At 66.9% G+C, this 24,187-nt stretch carries 24 protein-coding genes; 11 read left to right on the plus strand and 13 right to left on the minus strand.

Annotated elements, in window-relative coordinates; translation table 11 throughout:
• Positions 1-3: 3 nt before the first annotated feature.
• Genes V6V88_RS19730 through V6V88_RS19740 form a run of 3 tightly spaced genes read right to left on the minus strand, consistent with a single transcriptional unit; the run spans position 4 to position 3,079 of the window.
• Positions 4-1,014 carry a phosphoglycerate dehydrogenase gene (locus tag V6V88_RS19730; RefSeq protein ID WP_223576403.1) on the minus strand — a complete coding sequence of 337 codons (1,011 nt, stop codon included), beginning with the start codon at positions 1,012-1,014 and terminating at the stop codon, positions 4-6.
• Positions 1,011-1,862, minus strand: coding sequence for a CoA ester lyase (locus V6V88_RS19735; RefSeq protein ID WP_081101148.1), 852 nt, complete (start codon positions 1,860-1,862; stop codon positions 1,011-1,013). The genes V6V88_RS19730 and V6V88_RS19735 overlap by 4 nt, the downstream gene beginning before the upstream one ends.
• Positions 1,853-3,079, minus strand: a complete 1,227-nt coding sequence (locus V6V88_RS19740; protein WP_338616073.1) for a CaiB/BaiF CoA-transferase family protein — start codon at positions 3,077-3,079, stop codon at positions 1,853-1,855. Before V6V88_RS19740 ends, V6V88_RS19735 begins: the two co-directional genes overlap by 10 nt.
• Before the next feature lie 271 nt (positions 3,080-3,350).
• Between V6V88_RS19740 and V6V88_RS19745 the strand changes: the two genes are divergently transcribed.
• The gene (locus V6V88_RS19745; protein WP_062842228.1) at positions 3,351-3,770 is read left to right on the plus strand and encodes a MarR family transcriptional regulator; all 420 of its coding nucleotides are present in this window, start codon (positions 3,351-3,353) and stop codon (positions 3,768-3,770) included.
• 58 nt (positions 3,771-3,828) lie between these two features.
• Here the strand turns inward: V6V88_RS19745 and V6V88_RS19750 are convergent, their stop codons facing one another.
• From V6V88_RS19750 to V6V88_RS19760, 3 genes are read right to left on the minus strand one after another with little or no spacing between them, the layout of a single operon-like run.
• The gene (locus V6V88_RS19750) at positions 3,829-4,932 is read right to left on the minus strand and encodes an NAD(P)-dependent alcohol dehydrogenase (protein WP_056322931.1); all 1,104 of its coding nucleotides are present in this window, start codon (positions 4,930-4,932) and stop codon (positions 3,829-3,831) included.
• Between the two features lie 3 nt (positions 4,933-4,935).
• On the minus strand, positions 4,936-5,433 hold the full coding sequence (locus V6V88_RS19755) for a universal stress protein (protein WP_223576537.1): 498 nt from the start codon (positions 5,431-5,433) through the stop codon (positions 4,936-4,938).
• The gene (locus V6V88_RS19760; protein WP_223576405.1) at positions 5,433-6,065 is read right to left on the minus strand and encodes a hypothetical protein; all 633 of its coding nucleotides are present in this window, start codon (positions 6,063-6,065) and stop codon (positions 5,433-5,435) included. The genes V6V88_RS19755 and V6V88_RS19760 overlap by 1 nt, the downstream gene beginning before the upstream one ends.
• A 244-nt stretch (positions 6,066-6,309) precedes the next feature.
• On the opposite strand from V6V88_RS19760, the gene V6V88_RS19765 reads away from it, so the two are divergent.
• Positions 6,310-7,152, plus strand: coding sequence for a L,D-transpeptidase (locus V6V88_RS19765; RefSeq protein ID WP_223576406.1), 843 nt, complete (start codon positions 6,310-6,312; stop codon positions 7,150-7,152).
• Between the two features lie 188 nt (positions 7,153-7,340).
• Here the strand turns inward: V6V88_RS19765 and V6V88_RS19770 are convergent, their stop codons facing one another.
• A complete protein-coding gene (locus V6V88_RS19770; RefSeq protein WP_223576407.1) occupies positions 7,341-7,715 on the minus strand; it encodes a universal stress protein in 375 nt (124 codons plus the stop codon).
• A gap of 15 nt (positions 7,716-7,730) precedes the next feature.
• The gene (locus tag V6V88_RS19775) at positions 7,731-8,156 is read right to left on the minus strand and encodes an Hsp20/alpha crystallin family protein (RefSeq protein ID WP_175157031.1); all 426 of its coding nucleotides are present in this window, start codon (positions 8,154-8,156) and stop codon (positions 7,731-7,733) included.
• Between the two features lie 163 nt (positions 8,157-8,319).
• Here V6V88_RS19775 and V6V88_RS19780 point away from each other — a divergent pair, with 163 nt between their 5' ends.
• Genes V6V88_RS19780 through V6V88_RS19790 form a run of 3 tightly spaced genes read left to right on the plus strand, consistent with a single transcriptional unit; the run spans position 8,320 to position 11,312 of the window.
• Entirely contained in the window at positions 8,320-8,838 is a 519-nt protein-coding gene (locus V6V88_RS19780) for a universal stress protein (protein ID WP_223576408.1), read from the plus strand.
• 11 nt (positions 8,839-8,849) lie between these two features.
• Positions 8,850-9,995, plus strand: coding sequence for an HAD-IC family P-type ATPase (locus V6V88_RS19785; RefSeq protein WP_338616074.1), 1,146 nt, complete (start codon positions 8,850-8,852; stop codon positions 9,993-9,995).
• 42 nt (positions 9,996-10,037) lie between these two features.
• Positions 10,038-11,312, plus strand: a complete 1,275-nt coding sequence (locus tag V6V88_RS19790; RefSeq protein WP_338616075.1) for a cation-translocating P-type ATPase — start codon at positions 10,038-10,040, stop codon at positions 11,310-11,312.
• Positions 11,313-11,366: 54 nt separating this feature from the next.
• Here the strand turns inward: V6V88_RS19790 and V6V88_RS19795 are convergent, their stop codons facing one another.
• Positions 11,367-11,879, minus strand: coding sequence for a hypothetical protein (locus V6V88_RS19795; protein ID WP_223576410.1), 513 nt, complete (start codon positions 11,877-11,879; stop codon positions 11,367-11,369).
• A 215-nt stretch (positions 11,880-12,094) separates the two neighbouring features.
• On the opposite strand from V6V88_RS19795, the gene V6V88_RS19800 reads away from it, so the two are divergent.
• Positions 12,095-12,538: a DUF695 domain-containing protein gene (locus tag V6V88_RS19800; RefSeq protein WP_062842233.1), complete on the plus strand. Its 444-nt coding sequence runs from the start codon at positions 12,095-12,097 to the stop codon at positions 12,536-12,538.
• A gap of 31 nt (positions 12,539-12,569) precedes the next feature.
• On the opposite strand, the gene V6V88_RS19805 is transcribed toward V6V88_RS19800, so the two are convergent.
• Genes V6V88_RS19805 through V6V88_RS19815 form a run of 3 tightly spaced genes read right to left on the minus strand, consistent with a single transcriptional unit; the run spans position 12,570 to position 16,518 of the window.
• Positions 12,570-13,562, minus strand: coding sequence for a tripartite tricarboxylate transporter substrate binding protein (locus V6V88_RS19805; protein ID WP_338616076.1), 993 nt, complete (start codon positions 13,560-13,562; stop codon positions 12,570-12,572).
• Positions 13,563-13,594: 32 nt separating this feature from the next.
• Positions 13,595-15,700, minus strand: a complete 2,106-nt coding sequence (locus V6V88_RS19810) for an acetate--CoA ligase family protein (protein ID WP_223576411.1) — start codon at positions 15,698-15,700, stop codon at positions 13,595-13,597.
• Positions 15,697-16,518, minus strand: coding sequence for an enoyl-CoA hydratase/isomerase family protein (locus V6V88_RS19815; protein WP_338616078.1), 822 nt, complete (start codon positions 16,516-16,518; stop codon positions 15,697-15,699). The genes V6V88_RS19810 and V6V88_RS19815 overlap by 4 nt, the downstream gene beginning before the upstream one ends.
• Positions 16,519-16,648: 130 nt before the next feature.
• On the opposite strand from V6V88_RS19815, the gene V6V88_RS19820 reads away from it, so the two are divergent.
• The 5 genes from V6V88_RS19820 to V6V88_RS19840 all read left to right on the plus strand — a co-directional run bounded on the left by V6V88_RS19820 (position 16,649) and on the right by V6V88_RS19840 (position 22,729).
• Entirely contained in the window at positions 16,649-17,458 is an 810-nt protein-coding gene (locus V6V88_RS19820) for an IclR family transcriptional regulator (RefSeq protein ID WP_338616080.1), read from the plus strand.
• Between the two features lie 121 nt (positions 17,459-17,579).
• Positions 17,580-18,092, plus strand: coding sequence for a sigma-70 family RNA polymerase sigma factor (locus V6V88_RS19825; protein ID WP_338616082.1), 513 nt, complete (start codon positions 17,580-17,582; stop codon positions 18,090-18,092).
• Positions 18,085-19,008 carry a FecR domain-containing protein gene (locus V6V88_RS19830; RefSeq protein ID WP_338616084.1) on the plus strand — a complete coding sequence of 308 codons (924 nt, stop codon included), beginning with the start codon at positions 18,085-18,087 and terminating at the stop codon, positions 19,006-19,008. Before V6V88_RS19825 ends, V6V88_RS19830 begins: the two co-directional genes overlap by 8 nt.
• A gap of 99 nt (positions 19,009-19,107) precedes the next feature.
• Positions 19,108-21,498, plus strand: coding sequence for a TonB-dependent siderophore receptor (locus tag V6V88_RS19835; RefSeq protein ID WP_338616085.1), 2,391 nt, complete (start codon positions 19,108-19,110; stop codon positions 21,496-21,498).
• Positions 21,499-21,505: 7 nt separating this feature from the next.
• Positions 21,506-22,729, plus strand: coding sequence for a PepSY-associated TM helix domain-containing protein (locus V6V88_RS19840; protein WP_338616086.1), 1,224 nt, complete (start codon positions 21,506-21,508; stop codon positions 22,727-22,729).
• Between the two features lie 18 nt (positions 22,730-22,747).
• Here the strand turns inward: V6V88_RS19840 and V6V88_RS19845 are convergent, their stop codons facing one another.
• A complete protein-coding gene (locus V6V88_RS19845) occupies positions 22,748-24,139 on the minus strand; it encodes an FAD-binding oxidoreductase (protein ID WP_175236396.1) in 1,392 nt (463 codons plus the stop codon).
• Between the last annotated feature and the right edge of the window lie 48 nt (positions 24,140-24,187).

Genomic DNA, 24,187 nt, shown 5'->3' on the forward strand with positions numbered 1-24,187 from the left:
ACGTTATGGCGATCTTGCATCGACGACGATGGCGTCCGGCGGCAGCGGCTGGCCCTGGAGCGCAGCGACCACGCATTGCGCCGCGCGCCTGTTGGCGCGCTCCAGCCCTTCCCGGCTGGAGCCTCCGGTGTGCTGTGTGCAAATCACATTCGGCAGGGTCAGCAACTCGCGCGTGATGGCCTGACGCGACGCATCACGTTCCGATCCGAGGACATCAAGACCGGCACCCGCAAGCCTGCCGCCCTTCAGCGCCGCCAACAAGGCGCCATCGTCGACGAGCTCGCCGCGCGCGGTGTTGATCAGTATCGCGTTGGGCTTCATGCGGGCCAGGGCGTCCTGGTCGATCAGATGCCGGGTGGAGTCGGTCAACGGCGCATGCAAGCTGATGAAGTCGCTGTCTGCCAGCACGGATTCAAGCGATGCCAACAGCACCCCGTCCAGGTCCGCCACGTCATCGGGCAGATAGGGGTCATGCGCGATGACGCGCACGTCGAACCCAGCAAGCCTGCGGGCCACCAGCCGCGCGATGCGGCCCAGGCCGATCAATCCGACCGCCTTGCCTGACAGTTCCGTACCCACGAGCACCCCATGTTCGCCGGATTGCATGCGCCGGTGCGATTCGAAATAGCGTCGGCCGAGCGCAAGCATCAATCCAACAGCATGATCGGCCACAGTCGCCTCGTTGCTGCCCGGCGTAATCGTGAGGAGCCTGCGGTGCGCTTGCACGGCGGCAACGTCTATCGTGTCGTAGCCGACGCCCCGCCGCGCCATCACGCTCAGGTTGGGGTAACGCGCCAGCAGGTCGGCGGTGACCGGTGGCATGCCCATGATCCAGGCACTGCAACGCGAGAGCGCATCGTGCATGTCTTCGGTGATCACGGCGTCGACCGCGTCATGGGCAACGCCGCCCGTGACCACCGTCAGGCCGGCAGTGCGCAGGATGCTGGCCGCCTTGTCGTCAAAAAAGCGCGCGGTCACAAGGACACAGGAAAAGGAATTCGCGGGATGTCTCATTGATTCTCGACGCGCAGCCAGTTGCGCGCGCGCTCGACAACAGGACGATCGATCATTCGACCGTCCAGCGTTACCACCGCAAGCCCCCGGGACCTGGCCTCGTCATCCGCCGCAACCACGCTGCGCGCCCAGGCGAGCTCATCGTCGGAGGGGCCAAACCCGGCATTGGCGACCGGCACCTGTCGCGGATGTATGCAGGCGGTGCCACTGAAGCCGGTGTTGCGCGCAAGCCGGACCAGACTGGCAAATGCCGCCATGTCGTTGATCTGCGCAATGCTTCCGGGCAGGCCCCAGCACGCCAGCCGGTATGCGCGCGCGCAGCACGTCACGGCCTGCGCGGCCCACAAGAGAGACTGCGGTTCCGCAGGCACGCCCATGTCAGTGGCGTAGTCTTCGGCGCCAAATCCCAGCGCCGCCACGCGGGGGTGGGCGGTGGCGATGCTTTGCGCCTGCATGACGCCCAGCGGCGTTTCGATGAGGGCGGCGATGGGAAGGCCGGACGAATCCGGCGCAGAGTGCCGGTCGATGCATGCCGCAAGCGCCTGCACATCCTGGGGCGATTCCACCTTTGGCAGCAGCACGCCGTGCAACCGCGGCAGCGGCAGCGCGCCGATGTCCAGCGCAAACATATCCCTTGGCGCATTCACGCGAACCAGCACGGGAATCACGTCGGCCAGCGCCTCGATGGCTCGCCGGGCCATGACGCGCGCCTGATCCTTCAACGCAACGGAGACGCCATCTTCCAGATCGATGATGATCGCATCGGCGCCGCGCTCGGCCGCCTTGGCCCACAAAGACTCCGACGTGGCGGGAACGAACAGCAGGGAACGAACGTCGTTCAAATGCACTTGATTGCTCCGCGCGCTGAAAGTTCTTCAATGTGAGCGTCATCCAGACCCACGTCCCTCAGGACCTGTACCGTGTGCTGTCCCAGCAACGGCGCCTGATGCCGGATCCGGCCGGGCGTGTTGGCAAGGCGCGGCATGACGTTCTGCATCAGCGTGCCGCCGGCGCCAGACGGCCTCACGTAGCAGGCGCGATCGATCACGTGGGAATCGGCCGCAAGCTGCGCGGCGTCATAGATCGGGCCGGCAGTCACGCCTTGCGCACGCAGGTGCGCAAGGCACTCGTCCCGGTTCAATTGCGCGACCGCATCGGCGATTAGGGCGTCGAGCTCCGCGTCATTGGCCAATCGCGCGGCATTGGTGGCAAAGCGCGGTTCATCGGCGAGATCGCCGCGGCCAATGGCCTGCAGCACGCGGCGGGCCATGGCGTCGGTCGAGCCCGACAACGCCACCCAGCCCCCGTCCTTGCACTGGTAGACACCCCGGGGAGACGCGATCTTGACTGAAGGTCCCGCGATTCGTCCCGTGGCGGCGTAGGCGGTCACGTCGGGTCCCATGATGGCGAGCATCGGCTCAAGCAGGGAGAGGTCCACCACCTGACCTTGCCCCCCTCTCACTTCGACCTCGCGGACCGCCGCCAGGGTGGCGAATGCGCCAGCCAGACCCGCCACCATGTCGGCCAGCGCCATGTTGGGCAGCCGGGGAACATCATCGACAGCGTGTTTGTGCGCGAAACCGCAAAAGCCTTCCAGCAGGCTGCCGAATCCGGGCAGATCCCGATAGGGCCCCGTCTGGCCCCAGCCCGAGACGCGCACGATCACGAGCCGACGATTGAGTTCATGCAACGACGCAGGCGCCAATCCCATGGCTTCCAGGGTTCCGGGCCGAAAACTCTCGATCAGGACCTGCGCGCCGGCGGCGAGCCTGCGCAGCACGCCGATGGCGTCGGGATCGCGCAGGTCCAGGGCCAGGCTTTTCTTGTTTCGGCCATAGACCTGCCACCAGGCGTCCAGCGAGGCGCCATCGCCAAGGTCTTCTCGCCAATGACGCAGCGTATCTCCTTCGCGTGCGGACTCCACTTTGATGACCTCGGCGCCGAAGTCCGCCAATTGCATTGATAGCATGTTGCCCGCAACCAGCCGTGACAGGTCTATGACCCGCACGCCGGTCAACGGGCCCGTCGAATCGCTGTTGGGTGAGGTAGTCGGATTACGTTGCATGGAATTGGGAAGAAGATGTTGCCTTGCCGTCGATGGCCTTGCGCGATGTCGGCGACTTGCGCGCATGGATGCGGCGCCGGCCCCTTAGAATGAAGCCACCGCAATGAAGCCACCTCTCGGACTTGAGCAATCCTAACGTAGACTATGTGCTATGGCAAATAATGATATAGCAAGGAAAACCCTACCCGCTCCTGAACAGAAGCGTAGGCGCGCGTCCAAAAAGGATGTCGATTCCCACCGGCCTGAGATCCTCATCACGTATCGGATTTCAGTGCTGGCGCAAACGCTTTCGCGGCTGGTCGATGCGTCGGTACGCACGAATCTGGACCTGACAAGCCGCCAATGGCGTGTGCTGGTGGTGCTGAGCCGGCTGGGCGGTTCGTCGGCGTCCGGGGCGATAGCGCGGATGGCCAGCTTCGACCACAGTCAGGTAAGCCGAGTGACGATGGAGTTGGCCGAAAAGGGCTTGCTGACCATGTCCAACGATCCGCAAGACCGTCGCAAGCAGATCCTGACCTTGACGTCAGAGGGAATCGAGCAGCTTCGGCTTGGCCTGCCCCACTCTCTGGAACGGGAAGCGCGGCTACGCGGCCGCCTGACGGAAGACGAGTACGCCAGCTTCCTGAAGGTGCTTGGCGTGCTGGAAGACGAGGCCAACAACCTCCTGGACGAGATCAAGCGCGACGGCTGATCGCGTCAAGCGGAATGCACGGCGGCGCCCGGCGTGAAGCGCTGGCGCCGCTCAGGAATCAGGCCCCCGGCCGGATCGCAACCTTCAGCACGTTATCCCGCTGATTGGCGAACAGGTCGTACGCGTCCTCGATCTGGTCCAGCGCGAAGCGGTGCGTGACCATTTTTGCAAGATCCAGGCGGCCCGACTGCAACACGTTCATCAGCCGGCGCATGCGCTCTTTGCCGCCCGGGCAGAGCGCCGTGTTGATCTTGTGGTCGCCCAGACCGGCGGCAAACGCGGATACCGGGATCTTCAAGTCGGCGGAATAGACGCCCAGACTGGACAACGTGCCTCCCGGCTTCAATACGCGCAGGGCGGATTCAAAGGTGCTTTGCTGGCCCAGCGCTTCGATGGCCGAGTCCACGCCCTTGCCGCCGGTGAGACGCAGGATTTCCTCGACGACGTCGCAATCATGGAAATTCAGGACGATGTCGGCGCCCCACTGGCGAGATATTTCCAGACGCCGCGCATTGCCATCCACGCCGATGACCGTGGTGGCGCCCAGCAACCGGGCGCCCGCCGCCGCGCACAGTCCGATCGGGCCCTGCGCAAACACGGCCACCGTGTCGCCAATGCGGATGTTGGCGTTTTCGGCGCCCTTGAACCCGGTGGACATGATGTCCGGGCACATCAGCACCTGCTCGTCGCTCAGGCCGTCAGGCACGGGCGCGAGATTGGCCTGCGCGTCGGGAACCAGCAGGTATTCGGCTTGGGCGCCATCGATCATGTTGCCGAAGCGCCACCCCGCGGTGGCGCGGTAGCCGTGGCATCCGCACATGCCACTGGCCACCAGATAGCTGCCGTCCTGAGAGGGCGCACCGTCCTGCGCGGCGTAGGAATTGAAATTCGGGCAGATCGCGCCGGCGATCACGCGCTGGCCCTCGGAATAACCCGTCACGGCGCTTCCCAGCTTTTCGATGACGCCGACGGGTTCATGGCCGATCGTCAGGCCCGGCTGCACCGGATACTCGCCCTTGAGGATGTGGATATCCGTGCCGCAAATGGTGGTGGTCGTTATCTTGATCAACGCGTCATTGGGCCCGACGTCCGGAATGCGCTTTTCGCGTATTTCAATGCGGCCCGGGCTGGCAAAGACGACTGCTTTCATCGTGGTATTCATGCCCTACCTCCAACTGTTGACGAGTGGTTGAACGGCCTTTGGCGCAGCCTCGCGCACGAGCAGCAAGGGGACGGCCGCGCCGCGCGGCAGGTTCGGGGCCGGGCTGGCCATCGGCATCCTGCGCACGTCGCGCGACCGGTGCGCCCCGATCACGATCAGATCGGCCTCCCAGGCCCGGGCCTCGGCCGCCAGGCATTCCTCGAACGAGCGTTCGCCTGCTTCGACGAGCGCGCTATCGACTGGGATACAGTTTGCGCTCACCTTTGTTGCCGCGTTGCGCAGCAGTTCGGCGGCATGCTCAAACAATAGCGCCTGAATTTCCGCCGGGAAATAACAATTTGCGCTCAGGGCCCCCGACGACGGTTGCGATTGGACGATACAGATCAGCCGAATGACCCCGTCATGGAGAAAGGCCAGGCGTATTGCCTCATCCAACCCCGATTCAGAGGTCGAGCTGCCGTCAATCGGTATGAGAATCCGTCTATACATGGCCGAGAGCATCAAGGGTGGAAGGGGATTCCGGTTTTTCCGCGGCAAGCATCGGCTTCGTCGGCGCACATATAAACCGGGACCTTGACGAACAGCATGCCCTGGACCGACAGGCCTCGAACCAGTTCGGTTGCCGACAGGATGAAGGCCGCGATCGGTTCAACGACCAGCTCGCGCGCGGCCATGGCGGTTTCGTCCAGGATCTGGATGGTTCCGCTCGCGCCCTCTTCCCACCCCGGCCCGGCCTGGAACCCGCGCAGGGCCGCGTAGGACGAAAAGACCAGGATCAGCGCCTTGTCGTTCAGCCCAAGCACCGAGCCCGGCGGACTGGCGATGACGTTGTAGTAATTGCGCCCCTCGGCGGCGTCGATCAGGACACCGCGTCCGTAGGCCATCCCCAGGATGCTGCCGTCGGCGTGCAAGGCCGGCACGACCAGTACGCCGAAGGATCGGCCAACCAGCGCCTTGGCCGCGGGCGACAGACGATAGAGGCGCAACAGCGTGGCCTCGGCTTCCTGATCAACGCGGTTCAACAGGGCGGGCGGTACCGGCATCAACGAATCCGCCGGCTGTCCGAGCCCGGCGCTAGCCGGCAGCAGGGCCAGAATCAGGTGAAGCAACACGGCGAGGACGCTTGTCTTCATGGATTTCATCTTGAACCTGTCTGGCAAGCGCTCGTTGACCAAAATCACGAATTCGACGCTGACCGGCGGCCCGTGCGCTGGGGCTTGATCGAACGATCCCTCGCACGCGTGCCGCATCCTGGCCAACAGGGACGCCGCAATTGGAAGAGAGATTGACCGGCGTCAATCGCGTCCGCGGCAGCCGCGCGATCATGCTTGCATGGCCAGGCCCCGCGGCCTGGCGCGCGAAAGCGCCGGAGGCACCATGAAAAACAAGCCGAGTTCCGTTGGGAGATCGGGCCATGGCCCCGCCACCGCGCGGGCTGCCGTGTGGTGCGCCGTCCTGTCGGCGATGATGGCCGGCCCGGTACCGGCGCAGATCACGCCGCAGGACGTCATGCAGACCTTTGCGCTGCGCGTGGCGCCCGCGCTGAGGGTTCCGGCCGACGAGCAGATCCGCTACGCAAGCCTGGCGCTGGGGATGCTCGAGGAAGCGGGGCTCGGCCTGTTGGGCCCGCAGTACGCCCTCGTGGTCGACCGCAATCCCAAGGTACAGGCGGCCTTTCTCTTTTGGCTGCCCGCCATCGGCATGCCCGTCCATGTGGGCGCGGCGCCGGTGTCGACCGGCAGGCTCGGCCAGTTCGATCACTTTGAAACGCCCACGGGCGTGTACCCGCACACCTTGGCCAATCCGGACTTCCGCGCCCAGGGCACGAAGAACGCGAATGGCATCCTGGGCTACGGCGCCAAGGGCATGCGTGTCTATGACTTCGGCTGGCAGCAGGCCTTGCGGGGATGGGGCAATGGCGGCGTCAGCACGATGCGCCTGCAGATGCACGCGACGGATCCCGTCCTGCTGGAGTCCAAGCTGGGAACGCCGCAATCCAAAGGCTGCATCCGCATTCCGGCAACCCTGAACCGGTTGCTCGACAGCTACGGATTGCTGGACGCCGACTACGAGCTCGCGGCCGATCTGATCGCACCGCCGTGGGTGCTGCAGCCCGGCAGGACGCCCGCCGAAGGCGCCGGACGCTATCTGATCATCGTCGACACCGAACGCGAGAGCCGGCCGGGCTGGGCGGTGCCGGCGCGCGCCGCCGCACATTGATTGACTGGTCCGACCCGCCTTCCTGGTGGACTCAGGCTGAATCGACGCGATACGCGAGCCTGGAGGCGATCTCTGCCTGACGCCCGCCGTGCACAGAAAGGCGTTGCGCTTTTCGCGCGGATTCGTGCACCAGCAGCATGGGCGCGGCGCGGCGGGCGTTCCTGGTCCCGGCGTCCCGGGGGATGGCATTAAAGCCGTCCCCCCCCGCGAGCGCCCATGACGATCAGATCCGCGCCCCACGCGTCGGCCTCCTGGGCCACGCGCTCCTCGAAGGATTGTTCGCCTGCCTCGAACAGCGCGCTATCGACCGGGATGCAACGTGCGCGCACCCGGCGCGCGGCGTTGCGCAGCACTTGAACGCCAAGCTCGCGCGACAGCATGCGCACCTCTTTTGGGGAATAGCAATCCGCGCCGATCCGCGAGGACAGGGGCAGTTCCCCGACCACGCAGATCAATCGAATGCGAGCGCCGTTGCACACGGCCAGACGCATGGCTTCGTCCAGCCCCAGTTCGGCGGTCTGGCTGCCGTCGATGGGAATGAGGATCCGTCTATACAGGGACATGGCTGTAAACCGCCGTCATTCGATCTGCAGCGTCTTGTTCCGGCTTCCGGCCGATTTGGGTAGTGTCAGGGTCAGGACGCCGTTCTCGCAGACGGCCTTGGCGGCCGCTTCATCGATGGGGCTGGCCAGCGACACGGAGCGTTGAACCTGGCCCCAGAAACGCTCCTGGCGGATGACGTTTCCCGCCTCTTTCGTTTCACTGTGCTTTTCCTTGTTGGCCGAGATCATCACCGTGTTGCCATCGATCTGCACGGTGATGTCCTTCTTGTCGATCCCGGGCACGTCGGCCTTCAGGACGTACTTGTCGCCTGCCTCGGTGACATCGATGTCCATCCGGGGGGCCTGATCCTCCCCGTTCTGCCGGATTGGCCGCAGGAACGCCTGGAACACGTCCGCGAAGGGTTCACTCGAAAATGGGCTGTATTGCGTCAAGCGCGACATGGCTATCTCCTTTTCGTGAGGATGAGACGCGGGAGGCTCGCCCGCCTCTCCATGTTGCCCCCGTCCGGAATCGCCAAATTGACCTTTGTCATGGAGAAATCGGGGACAAACGTCGGGCCCCGCGCAGGCCCGGCCGCGCTCGTCCAGGCGATCGGGCGAAAGCTTGACTGACGTCAACTTCCACGACCGCTTCGGCGCGATGATGGCATCACGCCCGAGCCATGCGGCCCGGGCAGACACTGCTATCGGAGGGGTCGTGAAAAACGTGCTTATCCCCGTTGACGGATCGGGCAATTCCCTGCGCGCTGTGCGCTATGTGGTCGACCAGGTCCGCGAACATGGCCCTTGCGCCATCCACCTGCTGAATGTGCAGCCGCCCATTGCTTCCGGCACGATCTTGGCGTTCTTTGAGCCAGATGCCATCGAGGCATTCTATGAGGACGAAGCCAAGGCCGCCCTCGCGGAGTCGGAGGCCTTGCTGGACCGCTCGGGCATCGTCTATCAAAAGGCGACGCGGGTGGGCAACATTGCCGAATGCATCAAGGCCCACGCCACCGAGCAGGGTTGCGACCATATCGTCATGGGGTCGCGAGGACTGGGCGCGGCCGGCAGCCTGTTTCTGGGATCGACCACGCTGAAGGTGCTGCACACAGTTCACATTCCGGTGGTGCTGATCACCTAGGCCGATGCGCCATGCCTTCGCCGGACCATCAGCGCACCCTGGCCTCGATCAGCCTGGATCTGGTCAAGGATCCGATGTTCGCATTGCTGCTGGCCGGCGGCGGCCTGTACACGCTTCTGGGCGCCTGGCAGGAAGCGGCGCTGCTGCTGCTTTTTGTACTGGTCATTTTTGCGCTGACGGTGGCGCAGTCATTACGTACCGCACGCGCCCTTGACGCATTGGATCGTCTGGCGGCGCCCCGCGCCCTGCTGCTGCGCGACGGCAAGCGCCACTGGGTGCCGTCGGCCGAACTGAAGCCGGGCGATGCGGTGCTGCTTGCCGAAGGCAACCGCGTCCCCGCGGACGGCCGGTTGACGGACGGCGAGGGTCTGCTGGTGGACGAGTCGCCGCTTACCGGCGAGTTCCAGCCCGTGTACAAGCGGCCATCGGGCACGGTTGAGGGCGATGCCGAGGTGCTGAGCGGGACGCTGGTGCTGTCGGGAACCGGCACCCTGCGCGTTCTTGCCGTGGGAGACGACACGCGGTTGGGCGCGCTGGGGCAGTCGATGCGGCAACTGACGCCGGAACGCGCCCCCCTGGAATTGCAGACCCGCCATTTCATCCTTCGGTTCATGTGGGTGGGGTTCTTCCTGTCGCTGGCCACCTGGGCCCTGTACGTCTACATGCGGGGAGGATGGTTCGAAGGGATGCTGGCGGGCATCGCGTTGGCGATGAGTCTGCTTCCGCAGGATTTCCCCGTCATCGTGACCATCTTCTCCGCGCTGGAAGCCCGGCGCATCGCGGGCGAAGGCGTGCTTGTCCGCAAGCTGAGCGTGGTCGAAACCCTGGGCAAGACCACCGTGTTGTGCGCGGACAAGACGGGCACCATGACGACAAACACCATGGTCGTTCGCGCGCTTTACGCTGGCTCAGTGCGGATCGATGCCGCCGATCTCGCGGGCGCGGCGGCGGCGGATTGCGCGGCCGAGGCCATGACCTTGGCCGAAACGCTTGCGCTGGCGAGCGTGCCCGATTCCGGGGATGCGATGGAGGACGCCTTTCGCATTTTTGCCGCGTCGCTTGGCAGGCATCCGCCGGCGGGCGGTCTTGCCCTGGTTAAAGCCTATCCGTTTTCGTCCGCACGGTTGGCTGTGATCCACGTCTGGGCTGCGGCGTAAGCGGATGACGCCCGTCTCGCGTGCAAGGGCGCGCCGGAGGCGGTGTTCAAGCTTTGCCAGCTTTCGCTGGCGCGCACGGCGCAGCTGCAGGCCGAGGTCCAGCGCATGGCCGCGGCGGGGCTGAGGGTATTGGCGGCCGCCACCGGGCGCTGGCCGAACGGGCGGCTTCCCGATCAGCCCGACGACCTGCCGCTACAGTTCGCGGGCTTGGTGGGCCTGGAAAACCCGCTGAAGGAAGGCGTGGCCGAGTCGGTTGCCGCGTGCGATGCGGCGGGCATACGCGTGCTGATGCTGACAGGCGATCATCCGGAGACTGCCCGCGCCATTGCCCGCCAGGCGGGCATTCCGGCTGACTACGTGTCTGAGGGAGATGTGCTGGCGCGGGAAGGCGGCGAGCATCTGGCCGAGCTGGTCGGCCGCACCTGCGTTTACGCGCGCGTAAAGCCGGAACAGAAGCTGCGCCTGGTCCAGATGCTCAAGCGGCAAGGCGCCATCGTTGCGATGACGGGAGACGGCGTCAACGACGCCCCCGCATTGCGCGCGGCCCACGTCGGCATCGCCATGGGCGCGCGTGGCACCGATGTCGCGCGCGAAGCCGCCGACCTTGTCCTGACCCGCGACGATTTCTCCGACATCTTGAACGCGGTCCGGCAAAGCCGCCGCCTGTTCGACAACCTGTCCAAGGCAATCGTCTACATCGTCGCGGCGCACGTGCCGATCGCCGGGCTGGTGATCCTGCCACTGCTCTTTGGGTGGCCGGAACTGCTGCGCCCGGCCCATGTGGCGTTCCTGGAGATCGTCATCGGCCCCCTGTGCGGACTGGCTTTCGAGTCCGTCGCGGCAGAGCCGGACCTGATGCGCCGCCCTCCCCTGCCCGTCGAGAAGCCGCTGTTTTCACTACGAACCTTCCTGATTGGCCTGGCCCAGGGGCTGGCGCTGTTGGCATCCGCCGGTATTCTTTACGGCTGGCTGCAGCAGACCCAGACGCCCGCGGATACCGCGCGCGCCACCGCCTTCTGTGCGCTGGTGCTGGGCAATCTGACCTTGATGGTCAACAACCGCTCGCCCCACCAGCGGCACGCCGGCACATGGGACGGCGCCACCCGACTGGCGGTTGCGGCGACGCTGGCGCTGCTGGCCCTGACGCTGCAATGGCCTGCCCTGCGCGGGCTGTTCGAATTCGGCCCCCTGGGCATCCGGGAATGGACGGCGGCACTGCTGGCCGCAGTGACAGTGTGGCCGGTAGCGCGTGGACTGCGGCCGCTGGGCCGGCCGCTGAGCGCGGCTGGCGCGCTGCCATGCGGAGCCGCTCGATAACGCCGCGACGCGACTGGTGTCGCCACCGCCAGGCGCACGCGCTCACCGCGGCGGTCACCGTTGTGGCGTGGCCGAATTGAGTTGCTGCTGCAGCATCTGCTCCATCATCCGCTGCTGCATTCCCATGTATTGGTCGCGCATGTATTGATGTTCCCGGACCTGCTCAGGCGTCAGTCCGGAGTAATTGCCTCTCATGGCGTTCCACCCCATCATCGGGCCTCCCCGATGATGGGGGCCGCCGCCACCCTGCGCGCAGCAAGGTCCCATGCCGCCCGTCCACATCTGGCGCATCATGCCCATGGTGTTCTGCATGAGCTGCCGGTGCTCAAGCATGAGCTTCTGCCGCGCATCCGGATCGGTGGTCTTCTGGATCTCATCCATCTGCTTTTGCATGTTTTCCAGATTCTCCCTGACTTGCGCAGCCTGTTTGTCGAAGTCCTGGACATTGCCGCCCGGCGAGGCCGGCTGGGCCGGGCGCGCGGGCGCGTCGCTGGGCGGCGCGGCAAGCGCCAGGCTAGGGGCCGACAAGGCAAGCATCGCGGCAATGGCCGCAGTCTTCATGTTCATGATCGATCTCCACCCGATTGCCAATCGCACAAGATTCACTGCGCGCAACGCCTGCGCAGCGCCAGCATAGATCGGCCAGAAACCCCGAAATTGACAATCGTCAACATCCCCGAGGCCCCTGCGCAGGGCCGCTGCAAGGGCTCCGCGGCCCGTCTGGACCGCTTGCGATAGACTCGTGGCCTGTTTCGACGAAGTAGTGAAAAGGAGTTCAAGCAATGCCCAGCATTTTTCCAGGCGATCTTTGGGCGGTGGGCGAAGCCCGCGTCAACGGACTGCCGGTCGTCATCCGCTTTCGCACCGGTCTGCCGGCCGAGGCCGACCGCCAGATCAACGAGAACCTGATCATCATCACGTGGCCCTACGAGGGCATCGAATCGGGCATGCCCAATGATGAAGACAAGCAGCGCACCAACAGTTTCGAAGAGGCCGTCGAGCAGGGATTCGAGAATTCGGACGCCGGCGTGCAGGTGGCTTGCCTGACGGGCAATCATCAGAAAGAGTGGCGCTACTACACGCCGAATGTCGAGGCGTTTCTGGATGCGTTCAACAAGTGCCTGGCAGGGCATCCCGTGTATCCGATTCAATTGCGCATGTTCCAGGATCCGGACTGGAAGGCGCTGTCGGAATTGCAGCCGGAAGGGTCCGACCAGCTGCATTGAACGCACGCCCGCGAACACCGGGCAGGCCCGCTCAGGGCTTGTCCGTGATTCCGGCGTCCTGGATGATCCGGCTCCAGCGCGCCTCTTCCTCCTTGACGTACTCGCCCAGCGCGGCGGGCGTGCCCACATCGGGCGCCAGGCCTTCCAGCTCCAGCGCCGCGCGGAAATCCGGGTCGCCGAACGCCTTCCTGATTGCCGCGTTCAACGTATCGATGACGGCGGGCGGCGTGCCGTTCGGCACGAACACGCCATACCAGCTATCCACGAAATACCCCGCCTCGCCCGCTTCCGCGACGGTCGGCACATCGGGGTAAGCCGGCGAACGCTGCTTCGTGGTCACGGCCAGTGCGCGCAGCTGGCCGCTCTTGATGTGGCCGCTGACGCTGGCCGAGGTCGAGAAGATCATGTCGATCTGCCCGCCGATCAGGTCGTTGATGCCGGGGCCGGCGCCCTTGTAGGGCACGTGCAGGATGTCCACCTTGCCCAGGCTCTTGAAGAGCTCGCCCGCCAGATGGGCCGAGGTGCCGTTGCCATAGGATCCAAACGTCAGCTTGCCGGGATGGGCGCGCGCATAGGTAAGGATCTCCTGCACGCTCTTGAACGGCGAGTTTGGCGGCACCACCAGCACGTTGGGCGATTTGCCGATCATCGCGACCGGCGCGAAGGCCCGCTCGGTATCGTAGGGCAGCTTCTTGTGGATGGCCGGGTTCACCGCATGAGCAAACGTGGCCATCAGCAAGGTGTAGCCGTCAGGCGGACTCTTGGCCACGTTCTCCGTGCCGATGATGGTGCTGCCGCCCGGGCGGTTTTCCACCACCACCGTCTGGCCCAATTCCTGCGTCAGGCCCTTGGCCAACTGGCGCGCGATCAGATCCGTGCCGCCGCCCGGCGTGAACGGCACGACGATGCGCAAGGGCCTGTCGGGGTAGGCCGCGCGCGCCTGCGGCGCGGCCAATGCGCCCAGCGCCAGTACCGCCGCGGCCATGGCGATGCCGCCACGCGTGAAGAAGTTTTGCTGTTTCATGGTTGTCTCCTGTTTTTATCCACCCGCCTGAACTAGTTCAAGCGGCTTTGCAGGACGGCCACGCCGTCCGCCGCGCAAACGCCCTGGCCCGCAGGCCGAACGAAGAGCGGATTGATTTCGGCTTCGACGAGGACGTCTCCCAACGCGCCCGCCATGCGTGAGAACGCGACGACGGCGGCGACCAACGCCGGCACGTCGGCGCGCTCGCGCCCGCGGTAGCCGTCCAGCAAGGGCCAGGTCTTGAGCCGCCGCAGCCCGGCCATCACCTGCGCCGGCGACAGGCCGGTCCCGTCTTCGGGCAGCATCAAGAGCGTCGTATCCCGGACCAGTTCGGCGACCACGCCCCCCATGCCAAGCAGAATGGCCGACCCCAGCGGATCCCGGTGCAGGCCGACGATCACTTCCGCCGCACCGGTCACCATCTCCTGGACCAGGAAGGCGCGAGGCGTGTCGCCGGTATGGCGCAGGACGTCCTCGCGCATCTGCCGCAGCCGAGCGGGCACGTCCTCCTGCGCCACGTTCACGGCCACGCCGCCCACGTCGCTCTTGTGCGTGATGTCGCGCGACAGCAGCTTGAGCACGACCTTTGGGCCCAGCGCGGCCGCGGCCTGCAAGGCCTGCGCCTCGTCCTGCACGACGATTTCCTTGACGCCAGGCACCCCGAAGCGGGCAAAGAGCGCCTTGGCCTGCGCCTCGTCCAGCGATCCGCCTTCTCCAAGTTCCAGGCCGTCCGGCAACCCGGCGTTCGGCAGCGCCGCGTTGTCCGCCTCAACACGCGCCTGTGCCTGCCACATCGCCGCCATGGCCGCGCTGACGCCTTCGGGCGTGTGAAACGCCGGTATGCCGTAGCGGCCAAGCACCTCGGCGGCGCGGGGCGCGTGCGGGCTGATGTAGGCCATCACGGGCTTGGTGGCGCCAGCCAACGTGTCCTTCAACGCGCCTGCCATCAGTTCGGGCTGCGCCACGCCGGACGAACCGACGATCACCACCAGCGCGTCATAGCTACCGCTGTCGAGCAGAATGCGGATGGCGCCGCGCAGCAGTTCGGGCTGCAGGCCCGCCAGCGTGACGTCGATGGGATTGCGGTCCAGCGCGGCGGGCGTGCCGGGTTGCAGGGCGCGCAGCGCCGCGCCGGTGGCGTCGTCAGGCGCCGGCAGCTCGAACCCCGCAAGGCCCAGGCAGTCCGCCACCAGCGTGCCGGCGCCGCCCGTCGATGTCAGGATCGCAACGCGGCGTCCGGGGAGCTTGCGTGCGTGCGCCAGCGCAGCCGGAATATCCAGCAGGTCCGAAAAGGTCTGCGCCCGGATGACGCCCGCATCCTCGAAAAGCGCGTCGTACATGGCGTCGGCGCCGGCCAGCGCCCCGGTGTGCGACGCTGCCGCACGCGCACCCGATTCCGAACGCCCGATCTTGAACGCCACCACCGGTTTACCGGCGGCCCGCGCCTTGCGCGCGGCGGCGCGGAACTTGGCGGGATGGCGAATGCTCTCGACGTACAGCGCGATGACGCGCGTGGCGGGGTCGTCGGCCAGCGCGTCCACGAAGTCGGCCAGTTCCAGGTCGGCCTCGTTGCTGGTCGAAATCAGCTTGGACAGGCCCACGCCGCGGGCGGCGGCGCGCGACAGCAGCGCCCCCAGGATGCCGCCGCTTTGCGAGACGAGCCCCACCGCGCCGGGCTGCAGGTCGTCGATTTCCAGGGCGCCGCTGGCCGACAGCGTGACCCGGTCGGTCAGGTTGACCAGGCCGATGGTGTTCGGTCCCAGAATGCGCATGGCGCCAGCGGCCTCGCGCAGCGCCTGCTGGCGGCGCGCGCCCGCCTCGCCGCTTTCCGAGTATCCGCTTGCCAGCACGATGGCCGCGCCCGTGCCGATGGCGGACAGCTCGCGAACGGCCTGCTGCGTGCGCTCGGCGCCCAGCACCACGATGGCGACGTCGGGCGCCTGCGGCAGCGAGCGGATGTCGGGGTAGCAACGCAAGCCGTCGATCTCGGACGCCTTCGGGTTGACGGGGTAGATGCTGCCCTGAAACCCGTGCTTGCGCAGGTAGGCCACGGGCCGGCCCGAGGTCTTGGCGGGGTCCGCCGACGCCCCGACCACTGCCACACTGCGGGGCCGCAGCAGCTTGTCCAGGGCGCTCACGGCTTCTCTCCCTGGGCGCGGGCCGCCTGCGCCTGCGCCATCTTTTTCAGAAACGCGGCCACGGCGACGCGGTGCTCGGCGCTGGTGTAGCAGATGCCTTGCGCCTGGCTGCCCATGGCGAACACCTGGTCGGCCGTCAGTTCGAACGTCTGGTCCAGGATCGACTTGCCCAGCGCCAACGCCGTGGCCGAGCCCTGGCTTAATTCCGCCGCCCACGCCTGGGCCGCCTCCACCTCGGTACCGGCCGGCACGAGCCGGTCGGCGATGCCCAGTTGCAGGGCCTCCTGCGCCGCCACCTTGCGCCCGGAGTAGATCAATTCCTTCGCGCACGGCAGGCCGACGCGGCGCGGCAGGAAATACATGCCGCCGCCGTCGGGGATCAGGCCGCGCGCAATGTAGCTCCACGTGAACGAGGCGCTTTCGGACGCCACGATGAAGTCGCAACTGAGCGCCGTATCCGCCCCCAGCCCCGCCGCCGCGCCGTTCACCGCCGCGATCGTCGGCTTGGGCATGTTGAACAGCAGCCCTTGCGCGTGATGCACGCGCTGCTGGCGCGACCATCCGTTGAATCCGACCTCGCCCGCCGGCGCGTCCATCCTGCGCTGCATGCCCGCGATGTCGCCCCCTGCGCAGAATCCCTTGCCCTCGCCCGTCAGCACCAGCGCGCGGATCGCGCGGTCCTGTGCGACGTGCTCCAGCGCCTGGATCAATTCGCTGCGCATTGCGTCGCTGATCGCGTTGCGCTTGTCGGGGCGGTTCAGTGTCAGCGTCGCCACGCCGTGCCGCGTCTGCAGTCTGATGAATTCGTAGTCAGCCATTTCCGTGCTCCGTCGTTTCCGGGGCCAGCCCCGGAATCCACAACGGCTGCCGGGCTGGCAACACCGACAAGGTAGGCGCTACAGTGTGCAAATGCACCGCCCCATTTCCATCTAGTGGAATTGCATTGCCATGACCGCCGCCTCCGAATCCGCTACCGCCGCCAGCCGCCGCTTCACCGGCGTCAGCCAGAACCGCTCGCTGGAACGCGGCCTGGAGATCCTTCGCGCGTTCAAGCCGGGCACGGACCTGCTGGGCAATGGCGATCTGGCCGAACGCACGGGCCTGTCGGCGGCGACGGTCAGCAGGCTGACGCAGACCCTCGTGACCAGCGGCTTTCTGGAACACGACCGGCGCGCGCGCGCCTATCGCCTGGCCGCGCCGGTGCTCAGCCTGGGACACGCCATGCACGCCTCGTCGCCGCTGCTGCGCGCGGCCACGCCGCTGATGCGCGAGGTGTCCGTCAAGCAGCGCCTGAACGTGGGCCTGGCCAGCGCCGACCGGGCCGACATGGTCTACCTGGAATCCATCCGCTACAACCGCAAGGCGTCCCTGCGCACCATCGTTGCGGGCCAGCGGGTTCCGATCGAGCTGACGTCGCTGGGCCGCGCCTACCTGGCGACGCTGGACGCCGACACGCGCGACGCCCTGCTGGACCAGATCCGGCGGGGCTATCGCAGCGCCACCTGGAAGCCGATCCGCGCGGACATCGACAGCGCCATCGCCAAGGTGGCGGCGCGCGGATATTGCGTGGCGTCGTGGCAGCCGGGCGTGGTGGCGCTGTCCACGCCGCTACGCCCGCTGGGCGGCCCGGCAATGGCGCTGAACATCAGCCTCACCACCGACGACGCGCCGTCCGCGGTGACGCAGCGGCATGCCCCGGATCTGCTGGCGCTGAAAGCGGGCATCGAGCACGAGCTGGAAAGCCAGCATCCCGCCTGACACCTGCCCCCCTCGGATTCCCTGATGCCGCCCCCGCAAACCGCTGATACAATAAGAACCATTCTCAATCTCGACACCCTCCGTCCGGGATTGCCAACGTCTCCCCTTTCGCCGCACTTCCATGACTCGCAGCCTGGCGCCGGATCACCATCATGTGGGCGCACTCTATGTGGACCATCACCGCTGGCTGGTGAACTGGCTGCGCAGAAAGCTGGGGTGCGGCTGTGACGCCGCCGATATCGCGCAAGACACCTTTCATCGGCTGTTGGCCGCGCCCGAGCGCGCCCGCGGCCTGCAAGAGCCGCGCGCCTACCTGACGACGCTGGCGCACGGCCTGGCCGTGGACCACATCCGCCGGCGCAAGCTGGAGCGGGCCTATCTCGACGAGCTGGCCCTGCTGCCAGAAGCCCAAGCCCCTTCTCCCGAAACCCGCGCCCTGCTGCTCGAAACCCTGGTGCGCATCGACCGCATGCTGGACGGCCTGAACGCCAAGGCGAAGGCGGCGTTCCTGATGTCCCGGCTGGACGGCATGACCTATCCCGACATCGCGGCAACCTTGCGCGTGTCGGTGAGCTCCGTCGAAAAATACATGGCCGCCGCCATCCGTCATTGCTACGAACTGCGCTATGGCTGATCGCACCGTGGTACTGGATCGCGCCATTTCCTTTGCGGTGCGCCTGAACTCGGGCCACGCCGACGCCGCCGAGCACGAGGCCTGCCGCCGCTGGCGCGAGGCCGACGCCGAGCACGAACGGGTCTGGCGCCAGTTGCAGGCGATCGAGACGGATCTGCGCGCAGTGTCCGGCTCGGCGGCGGCGTCCGCGCTGCGAGCCGCCCCCGCCCGCGGCCGCCGCCGCGTCCTTGCCATGCTGGCGTTGGGAACGGTGGGCGCTGGCGCGACGCTGGCGTGGCGCGCCGGCGCCTGGGATCGCATGACCGCCGACTACCGCAGCGGCGTGGGCGAGCGCCGCCGGTTCGCGCTGGAGGGCGGGGCCGAACTGTGGCTAAACACGGGCAGCGCCGTGCGGACCGACCCGGGCGGCCGGCGCCTGACCTTGCTGGCCGGCGAGCTGCGCATGGACACGGGCGCGGCGCCCGCCCCGTGGGAAGTGCGCACGCGCCAGGCGCGTTTCACCGCCACGCACGCGCGCTTTCTGCTGCGCACGATCGAAGACGCCACGCTGCTGGACATGCAGCGCGGCGACTTGCGCATTGCCCCCTTGCACGGCGCCGAATCGCGCGCCGAAGCCGGCGGGCGCTACCGCGTGACGGACCGCGATGCACGGCGCGAACCCGCCGCGCCGTTTGACGCCGATAGCTGGGCCGACGGCGTGCTGACCGTGCGCGGCATGCGGCTCGCGGACTTCCTGCAGGAACTGTCGCGTTATCAGCGCGGCTGGATCAGCTGCGATCCCGCCGTGGCCGATCTGCGGGTGTCGGGCGTCTTCCTGCTGGACGACCTGCCGGGCGCGCTCAATACGCTGTCCCGCGCGCTGCCCACGCGGATCGAGCGCTACGCGGGCCTGTGGACCCGCGTGCTGCCCGCCTGAATGCCGTTACAACTTTTTGGCGATTCCGTTTACGGGTTTTGGCGTCCTCGTTCGACATAGGGAATGACAACCCCCGTTTGAACCAGGATCGCCTACGTCATGTCCCGCTCTGCCCGCCCCACCCCGACGCGCCTTCTGCGCCTGCTTCCGCTGTGCGCCGCGCTGGCGCTTGCCCCCGCCGTTCATGCCCAGTCCGCGCGCGTGACGGTCGAACAGGCCGCCGCGCCGCTTGAGACCGCCTTGAACCAGTACGCCGCGTCGGCGCGGGTGACCCTGTCGTTCGATCCGTCGCTCACCACGGGCCGGCAGGCGCCGGCGCTGCGCGGGCCCTACGCCATCGCCGAGGGCTTTGCGGCGCTGCTGGCGGGCAGCGGCCTGGTCGCCGAACAGACGGGCGAACGCCACTTCGTCATCCGGCCCGCTGCACCGTCGGTCAGCACGCTGGCCCCCGTCACGGTGACGGGCGACTCGGCCGCCGAACGCTACAACCCGCCGACCACGGTGGGCTCCAAGACGCCGCTCACGCAGCGCCAGATTCCGCAGTCGATCAGCGTGGTCACGCAGGAACGCATGCGCCAGCAGGCCATGCAGACGCTGGACGATGCGATGCGCAACACGGCGGGCGTCACCGTCGAACGCCGCGACAACAGCCGCTCGATCTTCCATTCGCGCGGCTTTGACATGACGTCGTATCAGATCGACGGCATTCCCACGCAATACGACTGGCGCATGCTGTCCTCGACGGACCTTGCCATCTACGACCGCGTCGAGGTCCTGAAAGGCCCCGCAGGCCTGTACAACGGCGCCGGCGGGCTGGGCGGCGCGATCAACCTGGTCCACAAGCGCCCGCAAAAGGAATTCGGCTTCGAAGGCAGCGTCTCGGCCGGCTCGTGGGACAACTACCGCTCCGAGGTCGACCTGACCGGCGGCCTGAACGAGGACGGCTCGCTACGCGGGCGGCTGGTCGGCGTCTACCAGGACCGCCGCTTCTTCTACGACAAAACCAACGAGCAGCATTCCGTGCTGTACGGTGCGCTGGCGTATGACTTCACGCCGCGCACCACGCTGACGGTGGGCGGCGGCCGCCAGGAACGCGACATCCACGCGTCGATGTGGTCGATCCCGGCGCTCATGACCGTGGGCCCCGGCGGCCAGCCCAGTTTTTCGCTGGCCGACATCAAGCGTTCCACCTTCATCGGCGCCGACTGGAACCGTGACCAGTTCACGTCCACCGAAGCCTTCGCCGACGTGGAGCACCGCCTGGACAATGGCTGGACCGCCAAGCTGTCCGGCCGCTACGCCGAAAACAAGCTGGACCGCGAACAGGCGTACGGCTGGGGGCCGGCCAACACCTCGAACAACCTGATCCAGCTGCTGTCGGCCAAGGGCCCGACACGGCAGGCACAGACGTCCTACGACGCCTACGCCGACGGCCCCTTCCAGCTGTTCGGCCGCCAGCACAATCTGACGCTGGGCGCCAACTACACCGACTCGCGCTTTGACAACGCGTGGAACTATCCGACGCCGAACTGGGCGCCGCGCATCGACATCACGAACCCGCGCTCGGACTTCGACCGTCTGGACTATGCCTTCAACAACAGCAACCACGCGCGCACCAAGCAATGGGGCCTCTACAGCAACCTGCGCCTGCGTCTGGCCGAGCCGCTGACGCTGGTGGCGGGCGGGCGCTTCAGCTGGTGGGACCTGACGTCCAACCAGCGCACGCTCACCGCGGAAAAGGCGCAGCAGGCCAATTACGACGGCAAGTTCACGCCCAACCTGGGCCTGATCTATGACCTGAACGACACCTATTCGGTCTATACCAGCTACTCCGAGATCTTCCTGCCGCAGAACGGATACACCACGGCGGACGGCAGCATGCTCAAGCCGTTGGAAGGCAAGCAGATCGAGGCCGGCATCAAGGGCGAATACCTGGACGGCGCGCTCAATGCCTCGTTTGCGGTGTTCGAGATCCGCGACGAGAACCGCGCCACGCTCTCGCCGGATTCCACCACGGTCTACACGGCCAACGGCAAGACGCGCAACCGCGGTTTCGAACTGCAGGTCAACGGCGAGATCCAGCCGGGCTGGAACGTCTACGCCGGCTACACGTGGCTGCAAACGCGCGTGGACCAGAGCGCCTCGTACGACTCGAACGTGACCGCCGTCGCGCCGCGCCATCTGCTGCGGCTGTGGACGGATTACCGGCTGCCGGGCGTGGCAAACCGGTGGACCATCGGCGGCGGCGTCAACGTGCAAAGCGGCACCTACGTTGCCCTGCCGCAGTACAACGGCGCGCGGCTGGAGCAAGGTGGCTATGCGACGGTCGACATGAAGATCGGCTACGAGATCAACCGCAACCTGGATGTGGCGCTCAACGTCACCAACCTGTTCGACCGCAAGTATTACGCGACCATCAGCTCGCCGCGCTCGCAGAACATCTTTGGCGAGCCGCAGGCCTTCCTGCTGACCCTGCGCGCCAAGTACTGAGCGCGGCATGGCGATCGCAGCTCGCCCGTTCTGGGTCCGCGTGCACCGATGGGCGGGGCTGGCCACCGCCCTGTTCCTGTGCGTGGCCGGGCTGACGGGCAGCATCCTGGCGTTCAAGGAAGACCTGGACGTCTGGTTGAATCCGCAGCTGTTCCTGGCGCCCGCCGAGGGACGCGCGCTGCTGGATCCCTTCGTCCTGCGCGACACGGTTCGCGCACAGTTGCCGTGGGCCGGCATCGAGCAGGTGCCGCTGCGGCGCGAGGCGGACCGGGCCGTGGTCTTTCGGCTGACGCCGCGGCAGGATGCGGCCACCGGGCGCATGCTGCCGTTGCCCGCCACGCATGCCTTCGCGGATCCCTACAGCGGCAAGGTGCTGGGCTGGCGCAACGAGGGTGCGGTGTCGCTCGCGCGCGAGAACCTGCTGCCCTTCATCTACCGGCTGCATCTGGATCTGACGCTGCCCGGCGTCTGGGGCCGCTTGCTGTACGGCGTGATCGCGCTCATCTGGACGCTGGACTGTTTTGCCGGCTTTTACCTGACCCTGCCGTCCAAGGGCGCGAAGCGCGCGGGATTCTGGCGCGCGTGGCGGCCCGCCTGGTCGATCAAGCAAGGCGCCTCGGCGGCGCGCGTCACGCTGGATCTGCACCGCGCCTTCGGCCTCTGGCTGTGGGCCCTGCTGCTGGTTTATGCGTGGTCCAGCGTCATGTTCAACCTGCGGGCCCAGGTGTACCAGCCGGTGATGTCGGTCATCATGCCGTTCGACACATCGTGGCGCGGCGCGCCCGTCCTGCCGCAGCCGCTGGCCACGCCCGCGCTGGAAGGCCCGGCCGCCCTTGCGGCGGCGCGCCGCGCGATGGGCGGACTGGCAAACGAACGCGGCTTTACCGTGGATGGCGAGGAGTCGCTGATGCTGGACCGGCGGCGCGGCGTGTACGCGTACCTGGCGCACAGCGATGCCGACCTGCGCCGCCATGTGGGCAACACCGCCATCCTGATCGACGCCAACACGGGCGAGCTGCGCGGCATGTACCTGCCCACGCGCGGCGCATGGGGCGACACGTTCAGCAACTGGCTGGGCGCGCTGCACATGGCGCATGTCTTCGGCCTGCCCTACCGGATCTTTGCCTGCCTGCTCGGGCTGATCGTCGTCATGCTGTCCGTCACCGGCGTGCTGATCTGGCGACGCAAGCAGCGGGGCCGGTCGCATGCCGCATTGCGCCGGCCGGGCTGACACGCCGCCCCGCATGCCTCAAGGCGCGGACGGCCTGATGTTCTGGTTGTGCCGGAAGAGGTTGTGCGGATCGTAGCGGGTCTTTACCTGCACCAGCCGGTCGAAGTTTTCACCATAGGCCGCGCCCACCCTTGCCGTCTCGTCCTGCGTCAGGAAGTTGACGTACACACCGCCCTGCGACCAGGGCTCGGTCGCCTTGAAAATGTCGCGCGTCCAGGCGATGCACCGCGCATCGTCTCCGGGATCGTCCCAACGTCCGTGCACATTCATGGCGAACTGCGCGGACCGGTGCGGATAGGCCGTGGCGGAAACGGGCACACGCATCGCCGCGCCGGCAATGTGGCCGAAAAAAATCTCGCATTGCGGTGACGGCACGTTCTGGACCGCCGACACGACGGCGTCGATCAGCCCGTCCTGCAGCTCACCGATGTTGTGAGACTTCCAGTAGTTGCGCGCGCCGGGCGTCAGCAAGGGATCGAACGCCTTCTGCCAGGCTGCATAAGGCATCGGCCCGAGGTGCTCGCCATAGGGTTCGCCCAAGGCCCGCACCGCCTCCAGCGCCTGCGGCCCCTTGTCCACCCCGCCCGTGTAGCACGCGGCGAAGGCGACGATGGGCTTTCCGTGCACGGACGCCGGCAAGAACGGCAGCGGCGGCGCCTGGCGCAGCACGGCCCACACGGTCAGCTCCGGCGGCATCGATGGCAATGCGTCGCGGTAGCGCGCCAGCGCCTCGCGGCCCTGTTCGAGCGGCAACACCACCAGACCGCCGTAAACCTCGGGGCCCACCGGATGCAGCTGGAATTCGAACATCGTGACCACACCGAAATTGCCGCCGCCCCCGCGCAGCGCCCAGAACAGATCCGGGTTCTCCGATTCACTGGCGCGCAGCATCTGGCCGTCGGCGGTGACGACATCCGTAGACACCAGATTGTCGATAGTCAAGCCAAACCTGCGCGTCAACCAGCCAAAACCGCCTCCCAACGTCAGGCCCGCCACGCCGGTCGTGGAGTTGATGCCCAAGGGCACCGCCAGGCCGAACGCCTGCGCTTCGTGATCCAGGTCGGACAACGTGGCGCCCGGTTCCACGTAGGCCCTGGCGCGCGCCGGATCGATACGCACCGACTTCATGGGCGACAGGTCGATCATCATGCCGCCGTCGCAGACGGCGGTGCCCGCGATATTGTGGCCGCCGCCCCGCACCGAAATCACCAGGCCGTGTTCGCGCGCGTAGTCCACGGCACGGCGCACGTCGGCCGGCCCGGCGCATCGCGCGATGACGGCAGGCCGCCGGTCCACCGTGGCGTTCCAGATTTTTCGGGCCTCGTCGTAACCGGCATCGCCGGCCGACAGGATCTGACCCCGGGCCGCCGCCCGCAGATCGTCCAAACTACTGCTGGACAGGTTGTTCATCACACATCTCCTTGATGGCGATGTCTTTACAAACCGCGTGTAAAGCCG

The organism is Achromobacter sp. E1 (genome assembly GCF_037039475.1).
Taxonomy (GTDB): Bacteria; Pseudomonadota; Gammaproteobacteria; order Burkholderiales; family Burkholderiaceae_B; genus Achromobacter; species Achromobacter mucicolens.